Below are 25,208 nucleotides of genomic sequence, written 5' to 3' on the forward strand. Positions count from 1 at the left end.
CGCCGGCCTCGACCGCGACGGCCGCCTCGCGCGTCGCCTGTTCGGCGGCGACCGCGGCCTCGCGCGATTCGCGCATGCGTTGACGCAGACGTTCGCGCGTCGCCGCGTCGGTGACCTCGTGGTAGCCGCCGGCCTGGTCGATGCGGTAGTAACGCTCGCCGCGCACGGCCCAGCGCTGCGGCTCGGCGCCGGCGCCGAGTTCGGTGATGCGGGTTTCGCCATCGCGGCGGTCGATGGTCGACACGTTGCGCTTCGGCGTGTCGGCGGCGGCGATCCGGTACGGCGCCAGGCCGAACAGCGCGATCGCCGCAGTCAGGCTCAGGGCGAGCAGGCGGGAGGCAGGAGCAGCGTCTTGCAGCATGGTCAATCTCCTCTTGAGGATCAGATAGGTAGGCGAAGCGCTGGCGAGCCCGGCCTGCGGACGCGGCGCCACGCCCAGGCGCATGAGCAGGCGGCCGTAGTCCTGCGGCGCGTAACGGCGGCTGTCGAGCACCGCCGCGTCGCAAGCGGCCTCGCGCGCGAGCGAGTACTCGCGTGCGATCAGATGAGCGAGCGGATGGAAGAAGAACAACTGCTGAGCCAGGGCCGGCACCCAGCCCCACCACAGGTCGCGGCGGCGCAGGTGGGTCAGCTCGTGGTGCAGTGCCATGTCGAGTTCGTCGGCGCTCATCGAGGCGATACGGTGCTGCGGCAGCAGCACGACCGCAGGCCACGGGCCGAGCAATTGCGGCGATTCGATCTCCGCCGACAGGCGCAGCTCGGGCAAACGCCGCAAACCGAGACTGTCGCCGAGCCGGCGATAGGCCTGCGCCACCGGCAGCGGCACGCTCGCCGAGGAACGCGCGATGCGACGGCGCGTCTCCAGGAAAGCGCGCAGGTTCACGGTGAACAAGACACTGAGACCCAACAGCCAGGCCCCGGCCAGCAATGAGCGCCACGACGGCCAGAACTCGAGCAGCGCAGCGTCGGCCGGCGACGTCGCCGAGGCATCGCCGCCCGCGATCGCGAACGGCAGCCGTGCCGACGCAGGCAGCGCCGCCGACGAGACCAAGCCCGACGGCGCGTCGGCGATCAGGCTGCCGAAGGATTCCGGCAACAGCGGCAAGACCAGCGGCGTCGGCCACAGCACGCCGACCAGCAACTGCAACGCCGCCAGCCACCACAGCCAGCAGCGCGCCGAAGCGCTCAGACGCGGCAAGTAGCGGCACAGCGCCCATACCGCGGCGACCAGCAGCAAGGATTGCAGGCTGGCCGCGGCCAGGCGCGGCAGCAGCGTGTCGGCGAGGAAGGACAGAGTCATCTCAGCTCTCCTTGCGGCGCGACTGCAGGTTGGCGACCAGGGTTTCGAGTTCGGCCAGTTCGTCGTCGCTGACCTCGCTGCGCTCCGACATCCAGGCCACGAACGGCGACAACGAACCCTGCAGGGTGTTGGCGACGAACTTGCCGACCGCCGAGCGCATCACATCGTCGGGCGCGGTCGCGCTGGCATAGCGATACACCCCGCCGAGCTTGCGCCGGCGCAGATACGACTTCGCGCGCAGGCGCTCCATCATCGTCAGCACGGTCGAACGCGCCAGCCCGCGCGGCTCGCCGTAGGCAAGGGCGACTTCGCCGACCGTGGCATCGCCGTGCTCGTCGATGTATTGCAACAACGCCAGTTCCTGGTCGCCGATGGATTTGCGGCTCATGACGCTCCTCGTGACGGCCGGGTACCCGTGCGGCGGGCCGGCCCATGACTACATGTGTAGTCATAGTCCTTTTGACTACAGACGTAGTCAAGGTGTCGGAAGTCATGCCGGATCTGTGCCGACGCGAGGCCGCACAGGCTTCTGCGACGGCCATCGAGCTTCGGCGGCCGATCAGGCGGGGCTGTAATAGTGTTCACGGCGCGGGCCGTGACAGCATTCGCGCATGCACTCGCACAGCCATCACCACGGCCCCAGCGGCACCCGCGCCTTCGCCGCGGTCACCCTGATCAACCTGGCCTATACGATTCTCGAAGCCGGCTATGGCTTCATGACCAATTCGCTGGCCCTGCTGTCGGACGCCCTGCACAACCTGGGCGACGTACTCGGCCTGGGCCTGGCCTGGGGCGCGGCGGTGCTGGCGCGGCGCGCGCCGACCGCGCGCCATACCTATGGCTGGCGGCGCGCGACCCTGCTCTCGCCGCTGGCCAATGCTTTGCTGTTGGTCGGTTTTTCCGGCGCCCTGGGCTGGGAGGCGATCCGCCGTTTCAACGCGCCGCCGGAGATTCCGGCCCTGCCGGTGATGCTGGTGGCGGCGCTCGGCATCGCGGTCAATCTCGGCGCAGCCTGGCTGGTGCGCGACGGCCACGACCACGACCTCAACCGCCGCGGCGCCTTCCTGCACCTGATGGCCGACGCGGCCGTGTCGCTGGCCGCGGTCCTGGCCGGCGCCGGCATGTGGTTCACCGGTTGGGCCTGGCTCGACCCGGGCATCGCCCTGTTGATCGGCGCGGTGGTCGCGATCGGCGCCTTCGGCCTGCTGCGCGAGAGCTTCAACGCGGCGATGGACGCGGTGCCGCGCGGCGTCGACCGCGCCGAAGTCGAGGCCTTGCTGCGCGCGCAACCGGGGGTGGAGGCGATCCACCATCTGCACATCTGGTCGCTCGGCGCCGGCGAAATCGCCATGACCGCGCACATCGTGCGCCCCGACGACCGCGACCACGACGTCTTCATCGACCGTCTCAACCGCGAGCTCGACCAACGCTTCGGCATCAACCACCCGACCCTGCAGGTCGAGCACGGCCGCGCCTGCGAGCACGACCGCCACGATCGCGCGCCGCACGGCGCCGGCGGCCATGACCATGACCATGACCATGACCATGATGATCATCACGGCCACGGGCACGGACACGAACGCGGCGACGAGGATCATCGGCATACGCATGGTCACGGCCATGGCCACTCGCACGGCCATTGAGGACTCATGCTGCATTGCAGCGAAAGCTGCGATCGGCGCGGCCGGCGGCGCGGGATAACGAAAACTTCGCGTTTGCCCCGGCCGAAAACCGTGACGCAATCCTGTGCACGGCCGCACACCCGCTCGCGCCATACCCGCGCAAAACAGCCTAAACCGCGCTTGCCTCGGTCCATCCCCACGGCCGCCACGGCGGCGTTCGGTCCGCAAAACCCGCCCGAGCCCATATAATCCCGCGATTACCGCCACAGGACCGGAGCCGGCGAATGCTCAATGAAATCAAGAAAGACGCACAGAACCGCATGGCCAAGAGCGTCGAAGCCTTTCGCCACGACCTGACCAAGGTCCGCACCGGGCGCGCTTCGGCTGCGCTGGTCGATCACCTGAAGGTGAACTATCACGGTTCCGAGATGCCGCTGAACCAGGTCGCCAGCGTCGCGGTATCCGACGCGCGCACCCTGACCATCAGCCCGTGGGAGAAGCAACTCGTCGGCGCGGTCGAGAAGGCCATCCTCGCCTCCGACCTGGGCCTGACCCCGAACACCGCCGGCACCGTGATCCGGATCAACCTGCCGGCGCTGACCGAAGAACGCCGCAAGGAACTGACCAAGGTCGTGCACAGCGAGAGCGAGAACGCGAAGGTCGCGATCCGCAACATCCGCCGCGACGCCAACACCCAGGCCAAGGAACTGCTGAAGGACAAGAAGATCACCGAGGACGAACTGCGCCGCTACGAGGACGACATCCAGAAGGTCACCGACAGCGCGATCAAGGACGTCGACGGCGTGGTCAAGGCGAAGGAACAGGAATTGATGGCGGTCTGACCGATCGCCGCGGTTCCTGGACGATCGCGCACTGAACTTTCTGCCGATCGCACGGGTCAGCACTGGGTCCCGGACGGGACCCGCCGTCGCCGGAACTCCGCTTCCGGATGCCTCTTCCGCTTCCAAGGTCAAGACCATCGGCGCCATGCCCAACGAGCCCGCACCCACCGCGCCCGCACGCATCCCGCGCCACCTGGCCGTCATCATGGACGGCAACGGGCGCTGGGCCGAGCGCCGCCGCCGGCCGCGCATCATCGGCCACCGCGCCGGCGCGCGTACGGTCAATATCTGCATCGACTTCTGCATCGCCCGCGGCATCGAGGCGCTGACCCTGTTCGCGTTCTCGAGCGAAAACTGGGGCCGCCCCGAAGACGAAGTCGGCGCGCTCATGAAGCTGTTCCTCAATGCGCTCGAACGCGAGGTCGAGGAACTGCACCGCCGCGGCGTGCGCGTGCGCTTCATCGGCGAGCGCGAGCGTTTCTCGGAAAAAATCCGCGAACGCATGGCCGCGGCCGAGCAGCAGACCCGCAACAACCACACCCTGCACCTGACCATCGCAGCGAGCTACGGCGGGCGTTGGGACATCGCCCAGGCGGCGCGTTCGCTGGCCGCCGACGTCGCCGCCGGACGCCTGGCGCCGGACGAAATCGACGAGGTGCTTATCGCCTCGCGCCTGTCGCTGGCCGACCTGCCGGCGCCGGACCTGTTCATCCGCACCGGCGGCGATACCCGCATCAGCAATTTCCTGCTGTGGCAGCTGGCCTACACCGAATTGTGGTTCACCGAGTTGTTGTGGCCGGAACTGGACGCGACGACCCTGCAACGCGCCCTCGACGATTACGGCAACCGCGAGCGCCGTTTCGGCCTGACCGGGTCGCAAGTCGCCGCCGCCCTGTCCAACGAGACCGTTGAATGACCCGAACCCGCTTGCTCGCCGCGCTGGTGATGGCGCCTGTCGCGATCGCGGCGATCCTGCTGCTGTCGACGCCGTGGATGATCGCGATGGCCGCCGTCCTGTTCCTCGCCGGGCTGTGGGAATGGTTCGATCTGGCCGAGATCGAAGACACCCTCTCGCGCACCGTGCTGTTGGTCGCGCACCTGGCCCTGATGGTCACCATCGTCTGGGCGTCGCGCTCGGGCGGTTTCGGCGGCGCCCAGGCGCCGTCGATGGTGTTGTTCAAACTGGCCTCGCTGATCGGCGTGATCTGGTGGCTGCTGGCGCTGCTGTGGCTGCAGCGCTTCAACTTCGCCAGCGACCACCGCACCTATGCGCGGATGTTCAAGCTCGCCGCCGCGGCGCTGAGCGTGATCCCGGCCTGGTGCGCGCTGGCCTGGATCCACGCCGAGGGCAGCAACGGCCACTGGTGGCTGCTGACCGCGCTGGCCGTGGTCTGGGCCGCCGACACCGGCGCCTACTTCGCCGGACGCAAGTTCGGCATGCTCAAGCTCGCCCCACGGGTCAGCCCCAACAAGACCGTCGAAGGCCTGATCGGCGGCGCCTTCGCCGGCGTCGCTGCCGGCGTGGGTTTCTCGCTGCTGGCCGGCGCGACCACGGCGCAATTGCCGTGGGTCGCGGTCGTCTCGCTGGCGGCGGTGCTGTTCTCGGTGGTCGGCGACCTGTTCGAGAGCCTGCTCAAGCGCCACGCCGGGGTCAAGGATTCGGGGCATCTGATCCCGGGCCACGGCGGCATCCTCGACCGCATCGACGGCGTGCTCGCCGCGCTGCCGGTGTTCGCGCTGGGCAAGGCGATCTTCGGGTTCTGATGATGAGTGCGCGGGTCTGCCGGATAGAAGCAAATCCCCACTGCCCCCCTTTTGCAAAGGGGGGAACAGCACGGGTTTCCACGGAGTTCTCACTGAAATCGGGCACCTGCGCGCTGGCAGCGCCCATGGTTCATACAATGCCGCCCGCTCGTCTTCCCCCTTTGCAAAAGAGGGGCCGAGGGGGAGCCCCGACGCACGACGCGACCGCATCCAGCAGCCCCTTCCACGCGAGCGCCCGCGCATGACTTCCCTCTCCCGCAAGGTCGCCGTGCTCGGCGCCACCGGTTCGATCGGCACCTCGGCGCTCGACGTGATCGCGCGCCATCCCGAGGCGTTGCGCGCCAGCGTGCTCGCCGCCGGCGGCAAGGTCGACGCCTTGCTGGCCCTGTGCGAACAGCATCGTCCCGAACACGCGGTGATCGCCGACCCGGCCGGCTATGCCGTGCTGCGCGACGGTCTGCGCGAGCGCGGCCTGTCCGCCCAGGCCCATTGCGGCGACGAAGCCCTGGTCGAGCTGGTCTCATCGGACGTCTGCGACACCGTGGTCGCGGCGATCGTCGGCGCCGCCGGCTTGTCCTCGACCCTGGCCGCGGCCCGCGCCGGCAAGCGCCTGCTGCTGGCCAACAAGGAATCGCTGGTCCTCGCCGGCGAGCTGCTGATGCACGCCGCGCACGAAGCCGGCGCCTGCATCGTGCCGATCGACAGCGAGCACAACGCTATCTTCCAGTGCCTGCCGCCGGCCGCGCCGGCGCAGTCCGGTGGCCTGCCCTACGCCCGCGCCCATGCCGGTCTCAAGCGCATCCTGCTGACCGCCTCGGGCGGGCCGTTCCGTGGCCGTACACGTTCCGAGTTGACCCAGGTCACCCCGGAACAGGCCGTGGCGCACCCAAAATGGTCGATGGGGCCGAAGATCTCGGTCGACTCGGCCACGCTGATGAACAAGGGCCTGGAAGTCATCGAGGCCCATCACCTGTTCGGGATCGAAGGCGAACGCATCGAGGTGCTGGTGCACCCGCAGAGCCTGGTGCATTCGCTGGTCGAATTCGTCGACGGCTCGACCCTGGCCCAGCTCGGCTTGCCGGACATGCGCACCGCCCTCGCGGTCGGTTTCGGCTGGCCGGAGCGGATCGACTCGGGCGTGGCCGGGCTCGACTTGTTGGCCCACGGCCGCCTCGATTTCGAACGCCCGGACCTGGACGCCTTCCCCTGCCTGCGCCTGGCCTTCGAAGCCCTGGCCGCGGGCGGCACCGCTCCGGCGGTACTGAACGCCGCCAACGAAGTGGCCGTTTCAGCCTTTCTTCAGCGGCGAATCGGTTTCCTAGCGATACCCGCGCTGGTCGAGGACACACTCGCCGCGCTCCCGTCCACCCCGGCCAGCTCCTTGGCGGTGCTGCGCGAGGCCGATGCCCTGGCCCGCCGCCACGCCGAACAAGCGATCGGCCACAGGGCCTGAACCATGGCGACCACGGCAGGACAGCGATGCGGAGGCAGCCATGAGTGAAGTCCTGGGTTCGTTGTGGTGGCTGATCATCAGCCTCGGCGTGCTGGTCACGATCCATGAATTCGGCCATTTCTGGGTCGCGCGGCGCTGCGGCGTCAAGGTGCTGCGCTTCTCGATCGGCTTCGGCAAGCCGCTGTGGCTGCGCAAGGGCCGCGACGGCACCGAGTACGTCATCGCGCGCATCCCGCTCGGCGGCTACGTCAAGATGCTCGACGAGCGCGAATACGAGATCAGCGAAGCGCTCGCCCCGCAGGCCTTCAACCGCAAACCGGTATGGCAGCGCATCGCCATCGTCGTGGCCGGCCCGGCCGCCAACCTGATCCTGTGCGTGATGCTGCTGTGGGGCATGTTCGTGATCGGACGCCCCGACTTCGCCCCGGTGGTCGGCAACGCCACCGGCATCGCCGCCGAAGCCGGCCTGCGCCGCGGCGACACCGTGCTGCAGATCGGCGACCGGCAGACGCCGACCTGGAGCGAAGTGCATATGGCGCTGATCCCCTATGCGCTCGACCACCAGGACGTGGCGGTGCGGGTGCGTGCGGAGAACGGCGCCCCGGCCACCCGCGAACTGCGTCTGTCGCGCCTGCCGGCCAAGTTCGACGAACGCCGCTCGATCGAAGTCATCGGCCTGAGCGGACGCCACGAGCTGCGCCCACCGGTGATCGGCCGGATCGTGCCCGATTCCCCGGCCTGGGGCGTGCTCGCCGAGGGCGACCGCGTCACCGCGCTCGACGGCGACCCGGTCGGCGACTGGGAAGACATGGCCGCGGCGGTGACCCGCCTCGGCAAGCGCGGCGGCAGCGCCATGATCGAAGTGGCCCGCAACGGCGACCGCCTCGCCCTGGAGATCGCCCCGGCCCGCATGAAGAAGCCCGACGGCGAGGAATACTGGGGCCTGGGCCTGACCTCGGCCGCGACCGCGCCGCCCAAGCGCGACGCGGTGCTGCGCTACGGCCCGCTCGACGCGGTGCCCGCGGCGGTGCGCGAAGGCGTGCACCAGACCGAGCAATTGTTCTCGATGATTGGGCGCGCGTTCACCGGCCGGGTCTCGATCCAGAACACCGTGGCCGGCCCGGTAACCATCGGCCGCGCCGCCAACGCCTACGCCAGCAACGGTCCGGCCTGGTACCTGCAGTTGCTGGCGATGCTGTCGCTGAGCCTGGGGATCCTGAACCTGCTGCCGATCCCGATCTTGGACGGCGGACACCTGCTGTATTACCTTATCGAGCTGGTCAAAGGCAGTCCGGTCAGCGAGCGCGTCATGGCGGCCGGGCATTTCGTGGGCCTGGCGTTGATCGCGAGCCTCATGGGCCTGGCGTTCTACAACGACATCTTGAACAACCTGGTGCGCTGATGCCGGCCTGACGCTCGAACGAACGCTTTGCCCTCACCCTGCCGCACTTTCGACCGATGCCCGCGATCGCCGGCATCCAATGCCCCAAACGGACGTAATGATGACGCGAACTCCTAATCGCCGCCTGCTCGCCCTCGCCCTTGCCACGGCAATGACCTCGGCCCCGGTGATTCCCGCGTTGGCGCAGTCGGCCGATCCGTTCGCCCTCGGCGGCAGCACGCCGAACACCCCGGCGCCGGGTTCGTTCACCGTCAGCGACATCCGTATCGACGGCCTGCAGCGCATCTCCGCCGGTACCGTCTTCACCTACCTGCCGGTCGAGCGCGGCGACACGATGGACTCGGCCAAGGCCGGCGACGCCATCCGCGCCCTGTACAAGACCGGCTTCTTCGAGGACGTGCACCTGGACCGCCAGGGCAACATCCTCGTGGTCACCGTGACCGAGCGTCCGGCGATCAACAAGCTGACCCTGACCGGCAACAAGGACATCAAGAGCGAAGACCTGCTCAAGGGCCTGAAGGAAATCGGCCTGGCCGAAGGCGAGACCTTCGACCGCCTCGCCCTCGACAAGGTCACCCAGGATCTCAGCCGCCAGTACAACAACCGCGGCAAATACAACGTCGAGATCACTCCGACGGTGGCGCGCCTGGACCGCAACCGCGTCGACCTGACGATCACCGTCAAGGAAGGCAAGGCCGCGAAGATCCGCCACATCAACCTGGTCGGCAACGACAAGTTCGAGCAGAAGGACATCCTCGACGGCTGGGAATCGCGCGAACACAACTGGCTCAGCTGGTACCGCCGCGACGACCAGTACTCGCGCGAGAAGCTGTCGGGCGATCTGGAAAAGCTCAACTCCTACTACCTCGACCGCGGCTACGTCGATTTCAGCATCGACTCGACCCAGGTCGCGATCAGCCCGGACCGCCAGGACATGTTCCTGACCGCCGGCCTCACCGAGGGCGACCAGTACAAGGTCTCCAGCGTGCAGGTCACCGGCGACACGATCCTGCCGAAGGAGCAGGTCGAGAAGCTGGTCATCGTCAAGCCCGAGCAGATCTTCTCGCGCCGCCTGCTCGAGGTGAGCTCGGAAGCGATCACCGCCTCGCTCGGCAACGTCGGCTACGCCTTCGCCCAGGTCAATCCGATCCCGGACGTCAACCGCGAAAACAAGACCGTCGGCATCAACATGCAGGTGGTGCCGGGCCCGCGCGTCAACGTGCGCCGGGTGATCTTCCAGGGCAACACCCGCACCGGCGACGAAGTGTTGCGCCGCGAAATGCGCCAGTTCGAAGGCGCGTGGTATTCGCAGGCCGCGATCGACCGTTCCAAGATCCGTCTGCAGGGCCTGGGTTATTTCGAGAACGTCGATGTCGAGAGCAAGCCGGTGCCGGGCACCAACGACCAGGTCGACGTGGTCTACAACCTCAAGGAAACCACCTCGGGCAGCTTCGTGTTCGGCCTGGGCTATTCCCAGCTCGGCAAGCTGACCACCCAGGTGCAGCTGTCGCAGAACAACTTCCTCGGCAGCGGCAACCGCGTGTCGGTGCAGGCGCAGCGCAGCTATTACCAAGAGCGCTACGACTTCTCCTACACCAACCCCTATTTCACCGACGACGGCGTCTCGCTGGGTTACAACGTGTCCTGGCGCGAGTTGGATTACTCCGACTTCAACACCGCGCAGTACTCGACCACCAGCGGCATCGGCCAGGTCGTGCTCGGCATTCCGCTGACCGAGACCGACTCGATCACCGGCATGCTCGGCATCGACAGCAACGAGATCCTGATCGGCCGCACGGTCACGCCGCCGAGCATCGTCGACTACCTCGACGCACTCGGCCGCCGCACCTTCCACGCCTGGCGCGCCCAGGTCGGCTGGGGCCGCAACAGCCTCAACCATGCGCTGACGCCGACCGCCGGCACCCAGCAGCGCGTGTGGATCGAAGCGACCCTGCCGGGCTCGACGGTCGAGTACTACAAGATCAACTACAACTTCTCCAAGTTCTGGCCGCTGTCGCGCCACCTGGTGCTCAACACCCGCACCGAACTGGGCTACGGCGACAGCTACGGCAAGGACGTCAGCCGGCTCATCGACCGCGACGGTCCGGGCGGCAATCCGCCGGAAACCATCACCGCGACTGGCCTGCCGTTCTTCGAGAACTTCTACGCCGGCGGCGTGCGCTCGGTGCGCGGCTTCACCGACAACACCCTCGGCCCGCGCCAGTCCTCGCTCTCCGGCGGCAGCTACGCCCAGCCGCTCGGCGGCGCGTTCAAGACCACCGGTTCGCTGGAAATGTATTTCCCGACCCTGCTCGACACCCCGGCGGCGCGCATCTCGGCCTTCCTCGACTTCGGCAGCGTCTACAAGAGCTACGACGACTTCGACGCCGGCGAACTGCGCGCATCGGCCGGTATCGCGATGATGTGGCGCTCGCCGATGGGCCCGATCTCGATCAGCTACGCCTTCCCGTTCAAGAAGCAGGGTCCGACCTACAGCGCCGACGGCAAGACCCAGCTCGACCGCGGCGACGAACTGGAACGCCTGCAGTTCACCTTCGGCGGTACGTTCTGATCGCAGCTGCGACGACTGCCCGCATCGTGGACACCAGCCTTACCGGCACCAGCCGCTACACCGCCCAGGTGCTGGCCGAGCGTTATGCGCTCGGCCTGCACGGCGACGGCGCCGTCGAAGTCGGCGGCGTCGGCACCCTGGCCAAGGCCGGCCCGGACCAGCTCGCCTTTCTCGCCAACCCCAAGTACCGCGCGCAACTGGCGGCCAGCCAGGCCGGCATCGTGGTCATGCGCGAGGACGATGCGACCGGTTACGCCGGCACCGCGCTGATCGCGCGCGATCCCTACTCCGCCTTCGCCAAGATCTCGGCCCTGTTCGAGCCGCGCCCGCTGCGCGAGCCCGGCATCCACGTCTCCGCGGCGGTCGATGCCAGCGCCGAGGTCTCGGCCGACGCCCACATCGGCCCCTTCGTCAGCATCGGCGCGCGCAGCCGCGTCGAGGCTGGGGCGATCGTCGGCCCGGGCTGCGTGATCGGCGACGACTGCGTGGTCGGCGCCGGCAGCGAACTGGTCGCACGCGTGACCCTGGTGACCCGCGTGCGCCTCGGCCGACGCGTGCTGATCCATCCCGGCGCGGTGCTCGGTGCCGACGGCTTCGGCCTGGCGATGGAAGCCGGGCGCTGGCTCAAGGTGCCGCAGCTCGGCGGCGTGTCGATCGGCGACGACTGCGAGATCGGCGCCAACACCACCATCGACCGCGGCGCCATCGAAGACACCGTGCTCGAGGAAGACGTACGCCTCGACAACCAGATCCAGATCGGCCACAACGTGCATATCGGCGCCCACAGCGCGATGGCCGGCTGCTCGGCCGCGGCCGGCAGCGCCAGGATCGGCCGCTACTGCCTGATCGGCGGCGGCGCCGGCGTGCTCGGCCACCTGGAGGTCTGCGACAAGGTCGTGATCACCGCGATGAGCCTGGTCACCAGCTCGATCCGCGAACCCGGCGAGTACTCCTCGGGGACGCCGCTGATGGACAACCGCAGCTGGCGCAAGAACGCCGCGCGCTTCAAGCAGCTCGACGCGATCGCCCGGCGCACCCCGCGCGGCCGCGAGGACGACTGAGCCGGCCCGCTTCGATTCCATTCGGTTCGGTTCGGTTCGGTTCGGTTCGGCTCACGGCACCATACGGCGCCGCTCCACCGCTGGCGGAAACTGCGGGACAATGGCACGGCTGTCGCGGTTCGCCCGCGATCAGCCGATCCAAGCCAATCAACGATGGGGCCGCACAGGGAAGGCGGATTCAACGCGCAGGACGCGCATAACGGACGAACCAAGAAGATGAGCCAAACCCTGCAACTCCCGCTCGACGTGACGGCGATCCAGAAGCTGCTGCCGCACCGATACCCGTTCCTGCTGGTCGACCGCGTGGTCGAGTTCGAGGCGCACAAACGCGTGCTCGCCTACAAGAATGTGAGTTGCAACGAGCCCTTCTTCAACGGCCACTTCCCCAACAACCCGGTCATGCCGGGCGTGCTCGTGATCGAGGCCCTGGCCCAGGTCGGCGGCATTCTCACCCAGCTCTCGCACGGCGGCGAAGCCGAAGGCCGGCTGTTCTACCTGGTCAAGATCGACGGCGCGCGTTTCTCGCGCATGGTCTCGCCGGGCGACAAGCTCGAGCTGGAGGTCACCCTCAAGCGCACCATCCGCAACATGGCGATGTACACCGGTATCGCCCGCGTCGACGGCCAGCAGGCCGCGTGCGCGGAGATCCTTTGCGCCGAGGTCAAGGAGTGACGCGATGAGCGCCACGACCCACACGATCCACCCCACCGCCTTCGTCGAGGCCGGCGCCGTTCTCGGCGACGGCGTCGTGGTCGGGCCGTTCTGCTACATCGGCGCCGACGTCGAAGTCGGTGACGGCACCGTGTTCGGCCCGCACTGCGTGGTCCACGGCCCGACCCGGATCGGCCGCGGCAACCGCTTCTACGCCCAGTGCGCGATCGGCGGCGACCCGCAGGACAAGAAGTTCGCCGGCGAACGCACCGAGCTGGTGATCGGCGACGACAACGTGTTCCGCGAGTTCGTCACCGTCAATCGCGGCACCGGCAACGGCGGCGGCATCACCCGCATCGGCGACGGCAACTGGCTGCTGGCCTATACCCACGTCGCCCACGACTGCCATATCGGCAATCAGTGCGTGTTCTCCAACAACTCGACCCTGGCCGGCCACGTCACCGTCGAAGACCAGGTGATCATGAGCGGCTTCGCCGGCGTGCATCAATTCTGCCGGATCGGCGCGCACGCCTTCATCGGCATGGGCGCGCTGGTCAACGGCGACGTGCCGCCGTTCGTGATGGTCGCCCAGGACGGCTATGGCCGCCCACGCGGCATCAACAGCGAAGGCCTCAAGCGCCGCGGCTTCGACGCCGAGCGCATCGGTGCGATCAAGCGCGCCTACCGCGCCCTGTACGTGTCCGGCGCCTCGCTCGAGGAAGCCCGCGGCAAGCTCGACGAGATCGCCGAGAGCAGCGCCGACGTGCGCGCCCTGCTCGACTTCATCGGCAACGGCGACCGCCCGCTGCTGCGCTGAGACGCCGGAATGGCCGCGACGGTCCAGCGCCTGCGCATCGGCCGGGCCGTCGTCGCCTGCGACATCGACGGTGCGCTGCGCCAGGCCGAAATCGCCGAGCTCTTCATCGACGAGCGTCCGCTCGCGCAGTGGCTCGGCCTGTCGCGCGATCTGAGCAACAGCGATACCGATCTGGATCCCGCTCTGCCGCCGGCGCTGGCCGAACGCGGCCGCGCCGCGTTCCTCGGCCTGCAACCGGCGCATAACCAGCTCGGCTCGGGCCGGCTAGTGCTCTACCGCTGCCATTGCGGCAGCGACTACTGCGGGGTGATCTCTTGCGTCCTGGAATTTGATGGCGATCACGTCGTTTGGCGGCAAGTGACCCTGGAGGACGATGATGGCCCCATGTCCGGGCCGGATTCGGGCGAGAATGTTCAGGAAGAGAATGCGGCGTCGTCCTCGCTCTCCCCCGTTCCGCTGCGGTTCGTATTCGATCGAACCCAGTACCGGCTCGAACTGGAGCGTCACTTCCAGGAACGTCACTCCCAAGAGCGCCCTCTCCCCCGATGAATGCCGCCGCGCCCGCCCCCGCTCCGATCGACGAAATCTTCCCCGCCCCGCCCCCGCCGCCGCTGCGTTTCGCCCTGATCGCCGGCGAAGCCTCCGGCGACCTGCTCGGCGCCGGTCTCATCGAGGAACTCAAGCGCCGTCATCCCGGCGCCGAGTTCGTCGGCATCGGCGGCGAACAGATGCGCGCCGCCGGCATGGACACCTGGTTCGACGCCCACGAGCTGGCGGTGATGGGCCTGTCGGAAGTGCTCAAGCACCTGCCGCGCCTGCTGCGCCTGCGCCGCGACGTGCGCCAGCGCATCCTCGACTGGAAGCCCGACGCCTTCATCGGCATCGACGCGCCCGACTTCAACCTCGGGGTCGAACGCTGGCTCAAGCAGCGCGGCGTGCGCACCGTGCACTACGTCAGCCCCTCGGTCTGGGCCTGGCGCGAGAAGCGCGCCGAGAAGATCGGCCGCAGCGCGGACCGGGTGTTGTGCCTGTTTCCGATGGAACCGCCGATCTACGCCAAACACGAAGTCAACGCGCGCTTCGTCGGCCACCCGCTCGCCGACGAGATGCCGATCCACCCCGATCGCTTTGATGCGCGCATGAACCTCGGTCTCGACGACGAGGCGCCAGTGCTGGCGATGCTGCCGGGTTCGCGGGTCGGCGAGATCGAACGCCTGGCCGACGATTTTCTCGGCGCCGCCGCGTTGGTGCTGGCCGCCGAGCCGCGCCTGAGCATCGTCGCGCCGATGGCCAACGCTCCCTCGCGCGCCGCCTTCGAACGCATCCTCGCCGCCCACCCCGACGGCGAACGCCTACGCCGCGCCCTGCGCATCGTCGATCGCGGCGCGCGTACGGTGATGGTCGCCAGCGACGCGGTGCTGCTCGCCTCCGGCACCGCCACCCTCGAAGCCATGCTGGCCAAGCGGCCGATGGTGGTCGGTTACAAGGTCGCGCCGCTGACCTATGCCGTGGTCAAGCGCCTGGGCATGCTCAAGGTCGACCACTACGCCCTGCCGAACGTGCTCGCCGGCGAAGCGGTCGTGCCCGAACTCATGCAGCACGACTGCACCCCGGAGAACCTGGCCGGCGCCTGCCTGCGCTGGTTGCGCGACCCGCAGGCCGCGGCCGCGCTGCTGCCCAAGTTCCAGCGCATCCATCTCGAACTCAAGCGCGACGCCTCGGCGCGCGCGGCCGATGCGGTGCTCGAGCTGATCGGCGAGAATGCGCCTGCATGAGCCGCTTGCCGTGACCACCGAATCGCTCGACCTCGCCGACACCGCGACTACCGCCAAACCGGTGCGTACGCGCGCCAAGCCGCGGCTGATCGCCGGGGTCGACGAAGCCGGGCGCGGCCCGCTGGCCGGGCCGGTCTCGGTGGCCGCGGTGATCCTCAACCCGCGCCGCCGCATCGACGGCCTGGACGATTCCAAGAAGCTCAGCGAGGCCCGCCGCGAGGCCTTGTACCCGCTGATCCTGGAACGCGCCCTGGCCTGGCGGATCGAATTCGTCGAGGTCGAGGAAATCGACCGGATCAATATCTTCCAGGCCACCATGACCGGCATGCGCCGCGCCGTGATCGGCCTGGCGCCGGTCGCCGACCTGGTGCGCGTCGACGGCAACCACCTGCCCCAGGGCCTGCCCTGCCGCGGCGAAGCGTTGATCGGCGGCGACGCCACCGAACCGGCGATCATGGCTGCCTCGATCCTGGCCAAGGTCGCGCGCGACCGCATGATGCGCAGCCTGCACGAGCACTACCCGCAATACGGCTTCGACCAACACAAGGGTTACTCGACCGCCGCGCACCTGGCGGCCCTGAGTGCGCACGGCCCCTGCCCGCATCACCGCCGCAGTTTCGCGCCGGTGCGCACGGCCTACGAAAACCTGTCGCTGTTTTGAGCGCCCAGCCTACCCACGCTGCGACCCCGCCGGTATTCGCGCGCCTGCTCGACGACGATGCCCGCGCCGGCCTGGCCCCGGCGGTGCGCGACTTCCATCAACGCGGCGCCGCGCTTTACCGCGGCCAGGCCCTGGTGCGTGGCGCCAGCCATCCTCTCGCACGGCTGGTGCGCTGGTGGTTCGGCTTTCCGGTGCCGGGCGAGCAAGTGCGCGTGTCGCTGCGCATCGAAGAACGCAACGGCCGCGAACACTGGCACCGTCGCTTCGGCGAACGCGACTTTTCGTCCTCGTTCGCGCCGAGCCCCGACGGCCGCTTCCTGGCCGAGCAATTCGGCGCCTTCCGCTTCCGTTTCGCCTTGCGTTCGCAGGCCGGGCGTTTGCATTGGGATTTCGCCGGCTGGGCGTTCGGCCCCCTACCGATGCCGCGCGCGCTCGGGCCGCGCATCGTGTCCTGGGAAGCGCAGGACGACGACGGCAGCCTGCGCTTCTTCTCGCAAGCCGACTTCCCGTTGCTCGGCCAGTTGATCTACTACGACGGGCGCGTGCAGCCGGTGCTCGCGGATTGATGACGTGCCGCTAGGTGGCGCGTCGCGGATCCCTCCGCTGAAGGAGCGGCGTGAGCCGCGCCCACGGGACGCGCAGAAGCAACAACGCCGATGTCACGCATTGAAGCGGCGTGCCGTCGCAGGGTAGGAGCGGCACAAGCCGCGACCGCGCTGTTTCGGTTTCGCGACGCATCGCTCAAGCAAGATCAGGATCAAACACTAAAAGCTTCCGCCACTAAAGCGGCGGGTTACTTTCTCAGTCATAAGCAACAAAAGTCCGTCTGGATTCCCTTCGGTCAAAAGTCACCAAAGAAGTTGCTTTTGCTTTGAATCACCAGCCCGCATGAGCGATGCCGACGCGGGGATCTACATACGGGACATCCCTGTCCCGATGAAAAACGGCGCGCATCCCTGCGGGCCGCCCTCCGGGTCTTCTATGGCCTTCGCGAGTGCTCGGCGGCGCACAGCCAGAGGCAGAGCTAAAAGCCTTGTATCGAAATGGCTTCGACAGGTTTTCGCCAACTGGGATTCACGGTCGCGGCTCGCGCCGCTCCTACCCTAAGAGCAAGCACGAACCGGCAACCACTCCGATTGCCTTGTCATGGTTTTGATCTGCTTTGCCGCTTTACCAGTCAAGTGGAGACCCGGAGGGCGGCGCACAGGACGTGCGCCGTTTTCCGATAAGACAGGGACGTCTTATCGGAAAATCCCGGCGCGGGCATCGCACTCGTGGCCTGTGCCCTTGCAAGGAAGGCCTTTTCTTTGGTTACCTTTGACCGAAGGGAATCCAGACGGACTTTTGGGCCAGCAAAAGAAAGTAACCCGGCCGCGTCAGCGGACGGAAGCTCTGCCTTTGCCTTTGCCTTTGCCTTTGCCGATACCGATACCTCTTGCGGATCGATGCGCCGCAAGGCCATTGCATCGCGGTCGCGGCTCGCGCCGCTCCTACCCTTAAGGCAACAGCCCCGCCGAAGTTCCCGCCACCGCGACCGCCCATCGGCTGAATACGCATCCCGTGCCAGTGGTCACAACGACTTCATACCGGCGCGCCCACACTGCCGTCAGGCGCAGAGTGAATTCGCAAGCTCTCCAGGTTCGCGTCGCCTTCGGCCCGCGGCGCGCATCCCGCCCTCCTTATCCGGCCGGACGCGAGGTGTTTCATGCGCATGCCTCATCCCACTCCGACTTCCGAGCCGCTGCCGTTCGAGCGCGATAGCGCCTTGCCGCGCAACCGCGTCGGCTACGAGCCGGCCATGGCGATCACTCCCGCCGCGATCGCCGCTTTCGATGCCCTGGTGCACGAATTGCACCCCGATGCCGCGCGCGTCGACGCCGCGCGCCTGCAGCGCCTGGCCGGCTGGCTGGCGGCGCTGCCGGCGAGCGAAGCCCGCCGCGTCGTCGACGAACGCATGCAGAGCCTGCTGGACCTGCGCGCGATGGCCGCCGACCCGGCCTGGGACAGCGATGCGGCGATGCGGGCCCGCCTGGCCAAGCTGTTCGCCTACGTCGACAACGACCAGGACCTGATCCCCGACAAGGTGCCGCTGCTGGGCCTGCTCGACGATGTGCTGCTGATCGAACTGACCTGGCCGGCGTTCGCCGCCGAGGCCGAGGACTACCGCGATTTCTGCGTCTACCGGCGGATCGAGCATCCGAGCGGCGACGACGCCGAACAGCGGGCGGCCTGGGTCCGCGACCGCATCGCCGAGCTGTCGCTGTTGCAGCACAACGCCCGGGTCAACGACAGCCATTACGCGAACGGACGCTCGCCCGAACCGGTGTTCCGGATCGCCTGAACGCCGGCCGGCCCGCCCGCCGGCGCGACGAATCGGCACCGATGCCCGCCATCGGCGCCCGGTTCGCCGGCGCCTCGCGGTGCCGAATAACAGGCCGAATAACAGGCTGATCAACGGGCCCAATAAACGGGCCGATCAACAGGCCGATAACCCGGCCCATGAACGACGGGCGATACCGCGCCGCCGCCGGCCGAAGACGGCCTTGTCGCAACCCGGCGAGATCGCCCTCTGGGCGGCCATCCAAGCCTGTCAAGGCTTGCCGCCGGCCACCGGGCTGATACCCTGCTGTTCGGCACGCAATCCGCTTGCCGTCCCACGGCTTGAATCCATCCGGTACGGCCGCAGAAACGGTACGCATGTCCGCTCCATTCGTTCATCTTCACCTGCACAGCGAATACTCGCTCGCCGATTCGACGATCCGCATCGGCGAACTGGTCAAACGCTGCGTCGCGCTCGGCCAACCGGCCGTCGCGCTGACCGACATCGACAACCTGTTCGCCACGGTCAAGTTCTACAAGGCCTGCGAGGGCGCCGGCATCAAGCCGATCATCGGCGCCGACATCGGCCTGGCCGACGGCAACGAGACCGCTTCGCGCCTGACCCTGCTGTGCCGCGACCGCGGCGGCTACCTGACCCTGTCGCGCCTGCTCAGCCGCGCCTGGATGGAAGGCCACCGCACCGAAGGCGTGGTGCTGCGCCCGGAATGGCTGCGCGAAGACAACCAGGGCCTGTTCGCCCTCGCCGGCCGTCATAGCCTGGCCGGCCGCCTGGCCGCCGGCAGCCGGGTCGAGCTCGCCCATGCCTGGCTGGTCGACTGGCAAGGCGTGTTCGGCGACCGCCTGCACCTGGAACTGACCCGCAGCCAGCGCGACGGCGAGGAGGCCTTCAATGCCTTCGCCATGCAGGCCGCCAGCAAACGCGGCCTGCCGCTGATCGCCAGCAACGACGCCCGCTTCCTCGACCGCGAAGGCTACGAGGCGCACGAAGCGCGCGTGTGCATCGCCTCCGGCCGCGTACTCGACGATCCCAAGCGCCCGCGCGACTACAGCGCCGAGCAGTACGTCAAGTCGACCGAGGAGATGCGCGAGCTGTTCGCCGACGTGCCCGACGCGGTCGACAACGCTCTGGCATTGGCGACGCGCTGCAACGTCGAACTCAAGCTCGGCGAGTACGCGCTGCCGGACTTCCCGGTGCCGGACGAGCACACCATCGAATCCTGGCTGCGCGCGCAATCGCGCGAAGGCCTGATCAAGCGTCTGGAAAAGAACCCGCTGGCGCCGGGCAAGAGCCGCGAGGTCTACGACCAGCGCCTGGAAATCGAGCTGGACGTCATCATCAAGATGGGGTTCCCCGGCTACTTCCTGATCGTTGCGGACTTCATCAACTGGGCCAAGGACCACGAGATCCCGGTCGGCCCGGGCCGCGGTTCCGGTGCCGGTTCGCTGGTCGCCTGGGCACTCGGCATCACCGATCTCGACCCGCTGCCCTACGACCTGCTGTTCGAGCGATTCCTCAATCCCGAACGCGTGTCGATGCCCGACTTCGACATCGACTTCTGCATGGACCGGCGCGACGAGGTCATCGACTACGTCGCGCAGAAGTACGGCCGCGATCGCGTCAGCCAGATCATCACTTACGGCACCATGGCGGCGAAGGCGGTGGTGCGCGACGCCGGCCGCGTGCTCGGCCATCCCTACGGTTTCGTCGACGGCATCGCCAAGCTGATCCCGAACACCCTGGGCATCTCGCTCGACGACGCCCTGGGCGAGTCGGAAGCGGCGATCAAGAATCCGGAGCTCGCCTCCAGCGAACTGATCGCGCGCTACCGCAGCGAAGACGACGTGCGCGACCTGCTCGATCTGGCGCGCGAGCTCGAAGACCTGACCCGCAACGCCGGCAAACACGCCGGCGGCGTGGTGATCGCGCCGAGCCCGCTGTCGGACTTCTGCCCGCTGTTCGCCGAACACGACGGCGAGGGCCGCGGCAAGAGCCCGGTGACCCAGTTCGACAAGGACGACGTCGAAGCCGTCGGCCTGGTCAAGTTCGACTTCCTCGGCCTGCGCACGCTGACGATCATCGATTGGGCGGTGCGCGCGATCAACAAGCGTCGCGCCCGCGAAGGCCAGGAACCGCTCGACATCACCGCGCTGGAGCTGACCGACCAGGCCACCTACGAGCTGTTCGCGCGCGGCGACACGGTCGCGGTGTTCCAGTTCGAATCGCGCGGCATGCGCGAGCTGCTCAAGCGCGCCAAGCCCGACACCTTCGAAGACATCATCGCGCTCGCCGCGCTGTTCCGTCCCGGCCCGCTGGGCTCGGGGATGGACAAGGACTGGGTCGACCGCAAACACGGCAACGCCGAGGTCACCTACCCGCACGACAGCCTGGAACCGGTGCTGGGGCCGACCTACGGCGTCATCGTCTACCAGGAACAGGTGATGCAGATCGCCCAGGTCCTGGCCGGCTACTCGCTGGGCGGCGCGGACATGCTGCGCCGCGCGATGGGCAAGAAAAAGCCCGAGGAAATGGCGAAGGAGCGCGCCAAGTTCGAGGCCGGCTGCGCCGAGCGCAATATCCCGGCCAAGCAGGCCAGCCCGATCTTCGACTTGATGGAGAAGTTCGCCGAGTACGGCTTCAACAAGTCGCACTCGGCCGCGTACGCGCTGGTCGCCTATCAGACCGGCTGGCTCAAGCGTCACTACCCCGCCGAATTCATGTCCGCGACCTGCTCGTCGGACATGGACAACACCGACAAGGTCGTCAACTTCCTCGACGAAGCGCGGGTCATGGGCCTGACCGTGCTGCCGCCGCACGTCAACGAATCGGACTACATGTTCGAGGCGATCGACGCCAATACGATCCGTTACGGCCTCGGCGCGGTGAAGGGCGTCGGCCGCGGCGTCTGCGAAGCGATCGTCGAAGCGCGCCGTGCCGGCCCGTTCGACGATCTGCTCGATTTCTGCAAGCGCGTCGACACCGGCAAGCTCAACCGCCGCGCGCTCGAAGCGCTGGCCCACGCCGGCGCACTCGACGGCCTCGGCCGCAACCGCGCCACCTTGATGCTGCAGTTGCCGGAAGTGTTGAAGGCCACCGACCAGCTCGCCAAGGAGCGCGCCGCCGGCCAGGTCTCGCTGTTCGGCGGTTTCGAGGCCGCCGCACCGGCGCTGCATCTCGATCTGCCGCAAGCCGACGAATGGCCGCTCGCACAGATCCTGCACGGCGAGCGCGAAACCCTCGGCCACTATCTCAGCGGCCATCCCTTCGATCCCTATCGCGACGAATTGCGCAGCCTGGTCGGCACCGATCTGGGCGAACTCGAAGGCATCTGGGAAAAACGTCCCGAGAGCGCGCGCAGCGGCTGGCGCCCGGAACTGGAAGTGATCGTCGCCGGCCAGGTGGTCGGCCTGCGCAAGAAAGGCGACAGCCAGATGTTCGTGCAGATCGAGGACGGCCGCGGCCGCCTGGAGTGCGCGTTCTTCTCCGAGACTTACAGCGAGTTCGCCTCGATGCTCGCCCGCGACCGCCTGCTGGTGATTCAGGGCGGTTTGCGCGAGGACGCTTTCAGCGGCGGCTTCGCCTTGCGCGCGGCGCGTTGCTGGGACTACGCGCAGGTGTGTTCGCGCCACGCCCAGCGCCTGTCGATGCGGCTGGACCTGCGCGTGCCCGGCACCTGGCAGCGCGTGGATGCCTTGCTCGCCAAGCAACGCCCCGGCCCCACCCCGATCCGCCTGGACCTGTTGCGCGACGGCGCCGCCGGCATGCTCGACCTCAACGGCACCCAGTCGGTGCGCGTCGATGCCGACCTGGTCGGCACCCTGCGCGCGCAGCCCGGCGTGAAGGCGGTCAAGCTGACCTTGTCTAAGCCCTGGGCTCAGAGCTAGGAACGAGTGCTGAGGAACGAGTAACGAGTGCTCCGGCCGGGGGCTCGACTCGTTACTCGTTCCTATCGGCTAGTTTCTGCCCCTCCCCGCCCTCCCATGCCTCTCGGTACGGTCCCCCGCCCTGGGCTAGACTGTGCCTCAACCCGGCCAACGGCCCGAGCATGAATCCGAATTACCTCGACTTCGAGCAGCCCATCGCCGACCTGGAAGCCAAGATCCAGGAACTGCGCCACGCCAGCAGCGGCCCGGCCGTCGACATCGACGCCGAAATCCACACCCTGCAGGACAAGCTGCGCCTGCGCACCGCGCAGATCTTCCGCGACCTGAGTTCCTGGCAGATCTCGCAGTTGGCCCGCCACCCGGCCCGCCCCTACACCCTCGATTACATCCGGGTGATGTGCGACGAGTTCCAGGAACTGGCCGGCGACCGCGCCTTCGCCAACGACACCGCCATCGTCGGCGGCCTCGGCCGCATCGCCGGCCGCAGCGTGGTCATCATCGGCCACCAGAAGGGCCGCGACACCAAGAGCAAGATCAAGCGCAATTTCGGCATGCCGCGTCCGGAGGGCTACCGCAAGGCGCTGCGCCTGATGAAGCTGGCCGAGCGCTTCCATCTGCCGCTGCTGACTTTCATCGACACCGCCGGCGCCTGGCCCGGCATCGACGCCGAAGAACGCGGCCAGTCCGAAGCGATCGCGCGCAACCTGCTGGAAATGGCCGAACTCAAGATCCCGGTGATCTGCACCGTGATCGGCGAAGGCGGCTCCGGCGGCGCGCTCGCGATCGGCGTCGGCGACCGCACCCTGATGCTCGAATACAGCACCTACTCGGTCATCACCCCGGAAGGCTGCGCCTCGATCCTGTGGAAGACCGCGGAAAAGGCCAAGGACGCGGCCGAGCAGCTCGGCCTGACCGCCAAGCGCCTGTACGAGCTGGGTCTGATCGACAAGATCGTGCGCGAGCCGATCGGCGGCGCCCACCGCAATCCCAAACAGATGGCCACGCGCCTGAAGGCCGTGCTGCTCAACGAACTCGACGCGCTCGAGCCGTTGCCGATCGAAGACCTGATGCAGCGCCGCTACGAGCGCCTGCGCGGCTACGGCGCCTACGAAGCCGCCTGAGACCGGCGAACCGGAACCGCGGACATGGAAGTCCTGATCAAATGGCTGCTCGGCGGCGCATTCGCCCTGGTCGCTGCGCTGTGCCTGTTGCTGCAAGGCGTCTATTGGTACGGCGCGCGCGATCTGCCCGGGCAACTGCCGGGCCCGAGCAGGCAATACCCGGACTCGACCCGGACCCTGCTGTGGAATCAGTTCGGCGGCCGCGGCGAGATCTCGGTGCGCAAGTTCAACGCGATCAGCTACCCGGTCACCGCTCTGGCGTTCGGGGCACGTTACTTCCTAAACCCGAGCGAGGAGCTTCAGAACCCGGCCGACCTGCAGTTGCTCGACATTGCTTCCAATTACACCGGCGACCTGATCGAACGGCAGGCAGAACCGCCATTGCCGCATATCGTCCACGACAGCAGCATGGGTTCGAACGTAGAGGCACTTTCGCAGCCTTCGTACGACCGGCATTTTCAAAGCCTCGCATTGCCCATAAGGCTCAGCCGCGAATGGCCGGCGACGCGCATGCTCGACATGGTGCTCGAACACGCCGATTACGGGCGTGGCACCACGGGCTTGGACGAAGCGGCGCAAGCTTATTTCGGCGCGCCGGCAGAAAACCTGAGCCAGGCAGAGACCGTCGCGCTTTTGAGTCTGAAGTTCTCCCCGGGCTATATCGATCCTTATTGCGATGCGGCCGACTTCCGCACGCGTTTCGCCATCGCCCTCGCCAAATCCGATCCGACTGCGATCGACGGCGACCCGATGCGGCAACTGACGCGGCTCAAGCCCATCGCCTGCAAGTCGCCGAACTGAAGAACGCCGCAGCCGCAAATCTCACCAAGCCCGCTGATACTGCTCCGGCACATGCGTCGTCGCGCCGAGTTCGCGGGCGGCGCGATGCGGAAAATACGGGTCGCGCAATAACTGCCGCGCCAGCAGCACGACATCGGCCTCGCCGTCGGCGACGATGCGTTCGGCCTGGGCCGCTTCGGTGATCAGGCCGACCGCGCCGGTGGCGATGCCGGCTTCGCGGCGAATCCGCGCCGAGAACGGCACCTGGTAACCGGGTTCGTTCGGGATCCGCGCGTGCGGCACCAGGCCGCCGCTGGATACGTCGATCAGGTCGACGCCGAGGTCCTTGACGATGCGCGCCAGCTCGACGCTCTGTTCGATGTCCCAGCCGCCGTCGGCCCAATCGGTCGCGGAGATCCGCAGCCACAGCGGCAAGCGCTCCGGCCAGACCTCGCGCACCGCCGCCAGCACTTCGCGCAGCAGGCGCGTGCGGTTGTCGAAACTGCCGCCGTAGCGGTCGTCGCGACGGTTCGACAGCGGCGACAGAAACTGGTGCAGCAGATAGCCGTGCGCGGCGTGGATCTCGACCAATTGGAAACACGCATCCAGCGCGCGTTGCGCGGCCGCGGCGAAATCGTCGACCACGGTGCGGATCTCGATCGGCTGCAGTTCGCGCGGCGGCGTCGAGTCTTCGCGGAACGGCAGCGACGATGGGCCGACCGGCGTCCATCCGCCGGCATCCACCGGCACCGCCTGGCCGCCGAGCCATGGCGCTTCGACGCTGGCCTTGCGCCCGGCATGGTTGAGCTGCGCGCCGACGACCGCCTCGCGCGAGCGCAGGAAACAGGTGATGCGATGCCAGGCTTCGGCCTGCGAGGCATTCCACAGACCGGCGTCGGCCGCGGAAATCCGCCCTTCCGGCGACACTGCGCAGGCCTCGGTCATGACCAGGCCGGCGCCGCCGACCGCACGGCTGCCCAGATGGACCAGATGCCAGTTGTTCGGCAGCCCGTCGACGGCGGAGTACTGGCACATCGGCGATACGACGAGGCGGTTGCGCAATCTCAGCGATCGTTGCGGCAGTGGAGCGAAAAGCCGGGACACGTTGATCTCTCTGCTACGGATGTGGAGAAACGACGTTAATCGTCCCCGCCGGCCGGCGCAG

Annotated in this window: 22 protein-coding genes (1 of these 22 cut by a window edge); 19 read left to right on the top strand and 3 right to left on the bottom strand. The window is 67.9% G+C overall.

Translation table 11 applies throughout. From position 1 onward, the window contains the following. Positions 1–1,300 carry the 5' portion of a M56 family metallopeptidase gene (locus GLA29479_RS19995; protein ID WP_057972624.1) on the bottom strand. The gene continues 20 nt to the left of window position 1, outside the view, so 1,300 of the gene's 1,320 nt are visible here — the first part of the coding sequence; the start codon lies at positions 1,298–1,300; the stop codon falls past the left edge of the window. Position 1,301: 1 nt separating this feature from the next. After that, positions 1,302–1,688, bottom strand: a complete 387-nt coding sequence (locus tag GLA29479_RS20000) for a BlaI/MecI/CopY family transcriptional regulator (RefSeq protein ID WP_057972625.1) — start codon at positions 1,686–1,688, stop codon at positions 1,302–1,304. Between the two features lie 223 nt (positions 1,689–1,911). Here GLA29479_RS20000 and GLA29479_RS20005 point away from each other — a divergent pair, with 223 nt between their 5' ends. The 19 genes from GLA29479_RS20005 to GLA29479_RS20090 all read left to right on the top strand — a co-directional run bounded on the left by GLA29479_RS20005 (position 1,912) and on the right by GLA29479_RS20090 (position 24,064). Further along, on the top strand, positions 1,912–2,943 hold the full coding sequence (locus GLA29479_RS20005) for a cation diffusion facilitator family transporter (protein WP_082638835.1): 1,032 nt from the start codon (positions 1,912–1,914) through the stop codon (positions 2,941–2,943). Positions 2,944–3,206: 263 nt separating this feature from the next. Further along, positions 3,207–3,764 (top strand): ribosome recycling factor, encoded by a 558-nt coding sequence (gene frr, locus GLA29479_RS20010; protein ID WP_057917482.1) that lies wholly within the window; start codon positions 3,207–3,209, stop codon positions 3,762–3,764. 145 nt (positions 3,765–3,909) lie between these two features. Then, positions 3,910–4,680 carry a polyprenyl diphosphate synthase gene (uppS, locus tag GLA29479_RS20015; protein WP_057972626.1) on the top strand — a complete coding sequence of 257 codons (771 nt, stop codon included), beginning with the start codon at positions 3,910–3,912 and terminating at the stop codon, positions 4,678–4,680. Next, positions 4,677–5,528 (top strand): phosphatidate cytidylyltransferase, encoded by an 852-nt coding sequence (locus GLA29479_RS20020; RefSeq protein WP_057972627.1) that lies wholly within the window; start codon positions 4,677–4,679, stop codon positions 5,526–5,528. Before uppS ends, GLA29479_RS20020 begins: the two co-directional genes overlap by 4 nt. Before the next feature lie 241 nt (positions 5,529–5,769). Then, entirely contained in the window at positions 5,770–6,981 is a 1,212-nt protein-coding gene (locus tag GLA29479_RS20025) for a 1-deoxy-D-xylulose-5-phosphate reductoisomerase (RefSeq protein WP_057972628.1), read from the top strand. A gap of 40 nt (positions 6,982–7,021) precedes the next feature. Then, a complete protein-coding gene (gene rseP / locus GLA29479_RS20030) occupies positions 7,022–8,383 on the top strand; it encodes an RIP metalloprotease RseP (RefSeq protein ID WP_057917478.1) in 1,362 nt (453 codons plus the stop codon). A gap of 100 nt (positions 8,384–8,483) precedes the next feature. After that, the gene (gene bamA / locus GLA29479_RS20035; protein WP_057973286.1) at positions 8,484–10,955 is read left to right on the top strand and encodes an outer membrane protein assembly factor BamA; all 2,472 of its coding nucleotides are present in this window, start codon (positions 8,484–8,486) and stop codon (positions 10,953–10,955) included. A 26-nt stretch (positions 10,956–10,981) separates the two neighbouring features. Next, positions 10,982–12,016, top strand: coding sequence for a UDP-3-O-(3-hydroxymyristoyl)glucosamine N-acyltransferase (gene lpxD / locus GLA29479_RS20040; RefSeq protein WP_057972629.1), 1,035 nt, complete (start codon positions 10,982–10,984; stop codon positions 12,014–12,016). Positions 12,017–12,232: 216 nt separating this feature from the next. After that, a complete protein-coding gene (gene fabZ, locus GLA29479_RS20045) occupies positions 12,233–12,688 on the top strand; it encodes a 3-hydroxyacyl-ACP dehydratase FabZ (protein ID WP_031370423.1) in 456 nt (151 codons plus the stop codon). 4 nt (positions 12,689–12,692) lie between these two features. Continuing rightward, entirely contained in the window at positions 12,693–13,484 is a 792-nt protein-coding gene (gene lpxA, locus GLA29479_RS20050; protein ID WP_057917475.1) for an acyl-ACP--UDP-N-acetylglucosamine O-acyltransferase, read from the top strand. Positions 13,485–13,493: 9 nt separating this feature from the next. Then, on the top strand, positions 13,494–14,033 hold the full coding sequence (locus tag GLA29479_RS20055) for a hypothetical protein (RefSeq protein WP_057972630.1): 540 nt from the start codon (positions 13,494–13,496) through the stop codon (positions 14,031–14,033). Continuing rightward, a complete protein-coding gene (gene lpxB / locus GLA29479_RS20060; RefSeq protein WP_082638836.1) occupies positions 14,030–15,259 on the top strand; it encodes a lipid-A-disaccharide synthase in 1,230 nt (409 codons plus the stop codon). Before GLA29479_RS20055 ends, lpxB begins: the two co-directional genes overlap by 4 nt. Positions 15,260–15,320: 61 nt before the next feature. Continuing rightward, complete coding sequence (gene rnhB, locus GLA29479_RS20065) at positions 15,321–15,920, top strand: ribonuclease HII (protein ID WP_057973287.1); 600 nt, start codon at positions 15,321–15,323, stop codon at positions 15,918–15,920. Beyond that, on the top strand, positions 15,917–16,486 hold the full coding sequence (locus GLA29479_RS20070) for a DUF4166 domain-containing protein (RefSeq protein ID WP_057972632.1): 570 nt from the start codon (positions 15,917–15,919) through the stop codon (positions 16,484–16,486). The genes rnhB and GLA29479_RS20070 overlap by 4 nt, the downstream gene beginning before the upstream one ends. Before the next feature lie 90 nt (positions 16,487–16,576). Beyond that, on the top strand, positions 16,577–16,795 hold the full coding sequence (locus GLA29479_RS24865; protein ID WP_144436647.1) for a hypothetical protein: 219 nt from the start codon (positions 16,577–16,579) through the stop codon (positions 16,793–16,795). A gap of 836 nt (positions 16,796–17,631) precedes the next feature. Next, positions 17,632–18,261: a DUF1232 domain-containing protein gene (locus tag GLA29479_RS20075; protein WP_144436648.1), complete on the top strand. Its 630-nt coding sequence runs from the start codon at positions 17,632–17,634 to the stop codon at positions 18,259–18,261. Positions 18,262–18,617: 356 nt separating this feature from the next. Then, complete coding sequence (gene dnaE / locus GLA29479_RS20080; protein ID WP_057972633.1) at positions 18,618–22,142, top strand: DNA polymerase III subunit alpha; 3,525 nt, start codon at positions 18,618–18,620, stop codon at positions 22,140–22,142. Positions 22,143–22,303: 161 nt separating this feature from the next. After that, complete coding sequence (locus tag GLA29479_RS20085; protein WP_057917470.1) at positions 22,304–23,263, top strand: acetyl-CoA carboxylase carboxyltransferase subunit alpha; 960 nt, start codon at positions 22,304–22,306, stop codon at positions 23,261–23,263. Between the two features lie 24 nt (positions 23,264–23,287). Next, positions 23,288–24,064 carry a transglycosylase domain-containing protein gene (locus GLA29479_RS20090; protein WP_057972634.1) on the top strand — a complete coding sequence of 259 codons (777 nt, stop codon included), beginning with the start codon at positions 23,288–23,290 and terminating at the stop codon, positions 24,062–24,064. Positions 24,065–24,085: 21 nt separating this feature from the next. Here the strand turns inward: GLA29479_RS20090 and GLA29479_RS20095 are convergent, their stop codons facing one another. Beyond that, a complete protein-coding gene (locus GLA29479_RS20095) occupies positions 24,086–25,147 on the bottom strand; it encodes an NADH:flavin oxidoreductase/NADH oxidase (protein ID WP_057972635.1) in 1,062 nt (353 codons plus the stop codon). Positions 25,148–25,208 lie beyond the last annotated feature (61 nt).

It is taken from the genome of Lysobacter antibioticus (assembly GCF_001442535.1).
In the GTDB taxonomy this organism is placed as follows: Bacteria; Pseudomonadota; Gammaproteobacteria; order Xanthomonadales; family Xanthomonadaceae; genus Lysobacter; species Lysobacter antibioticus.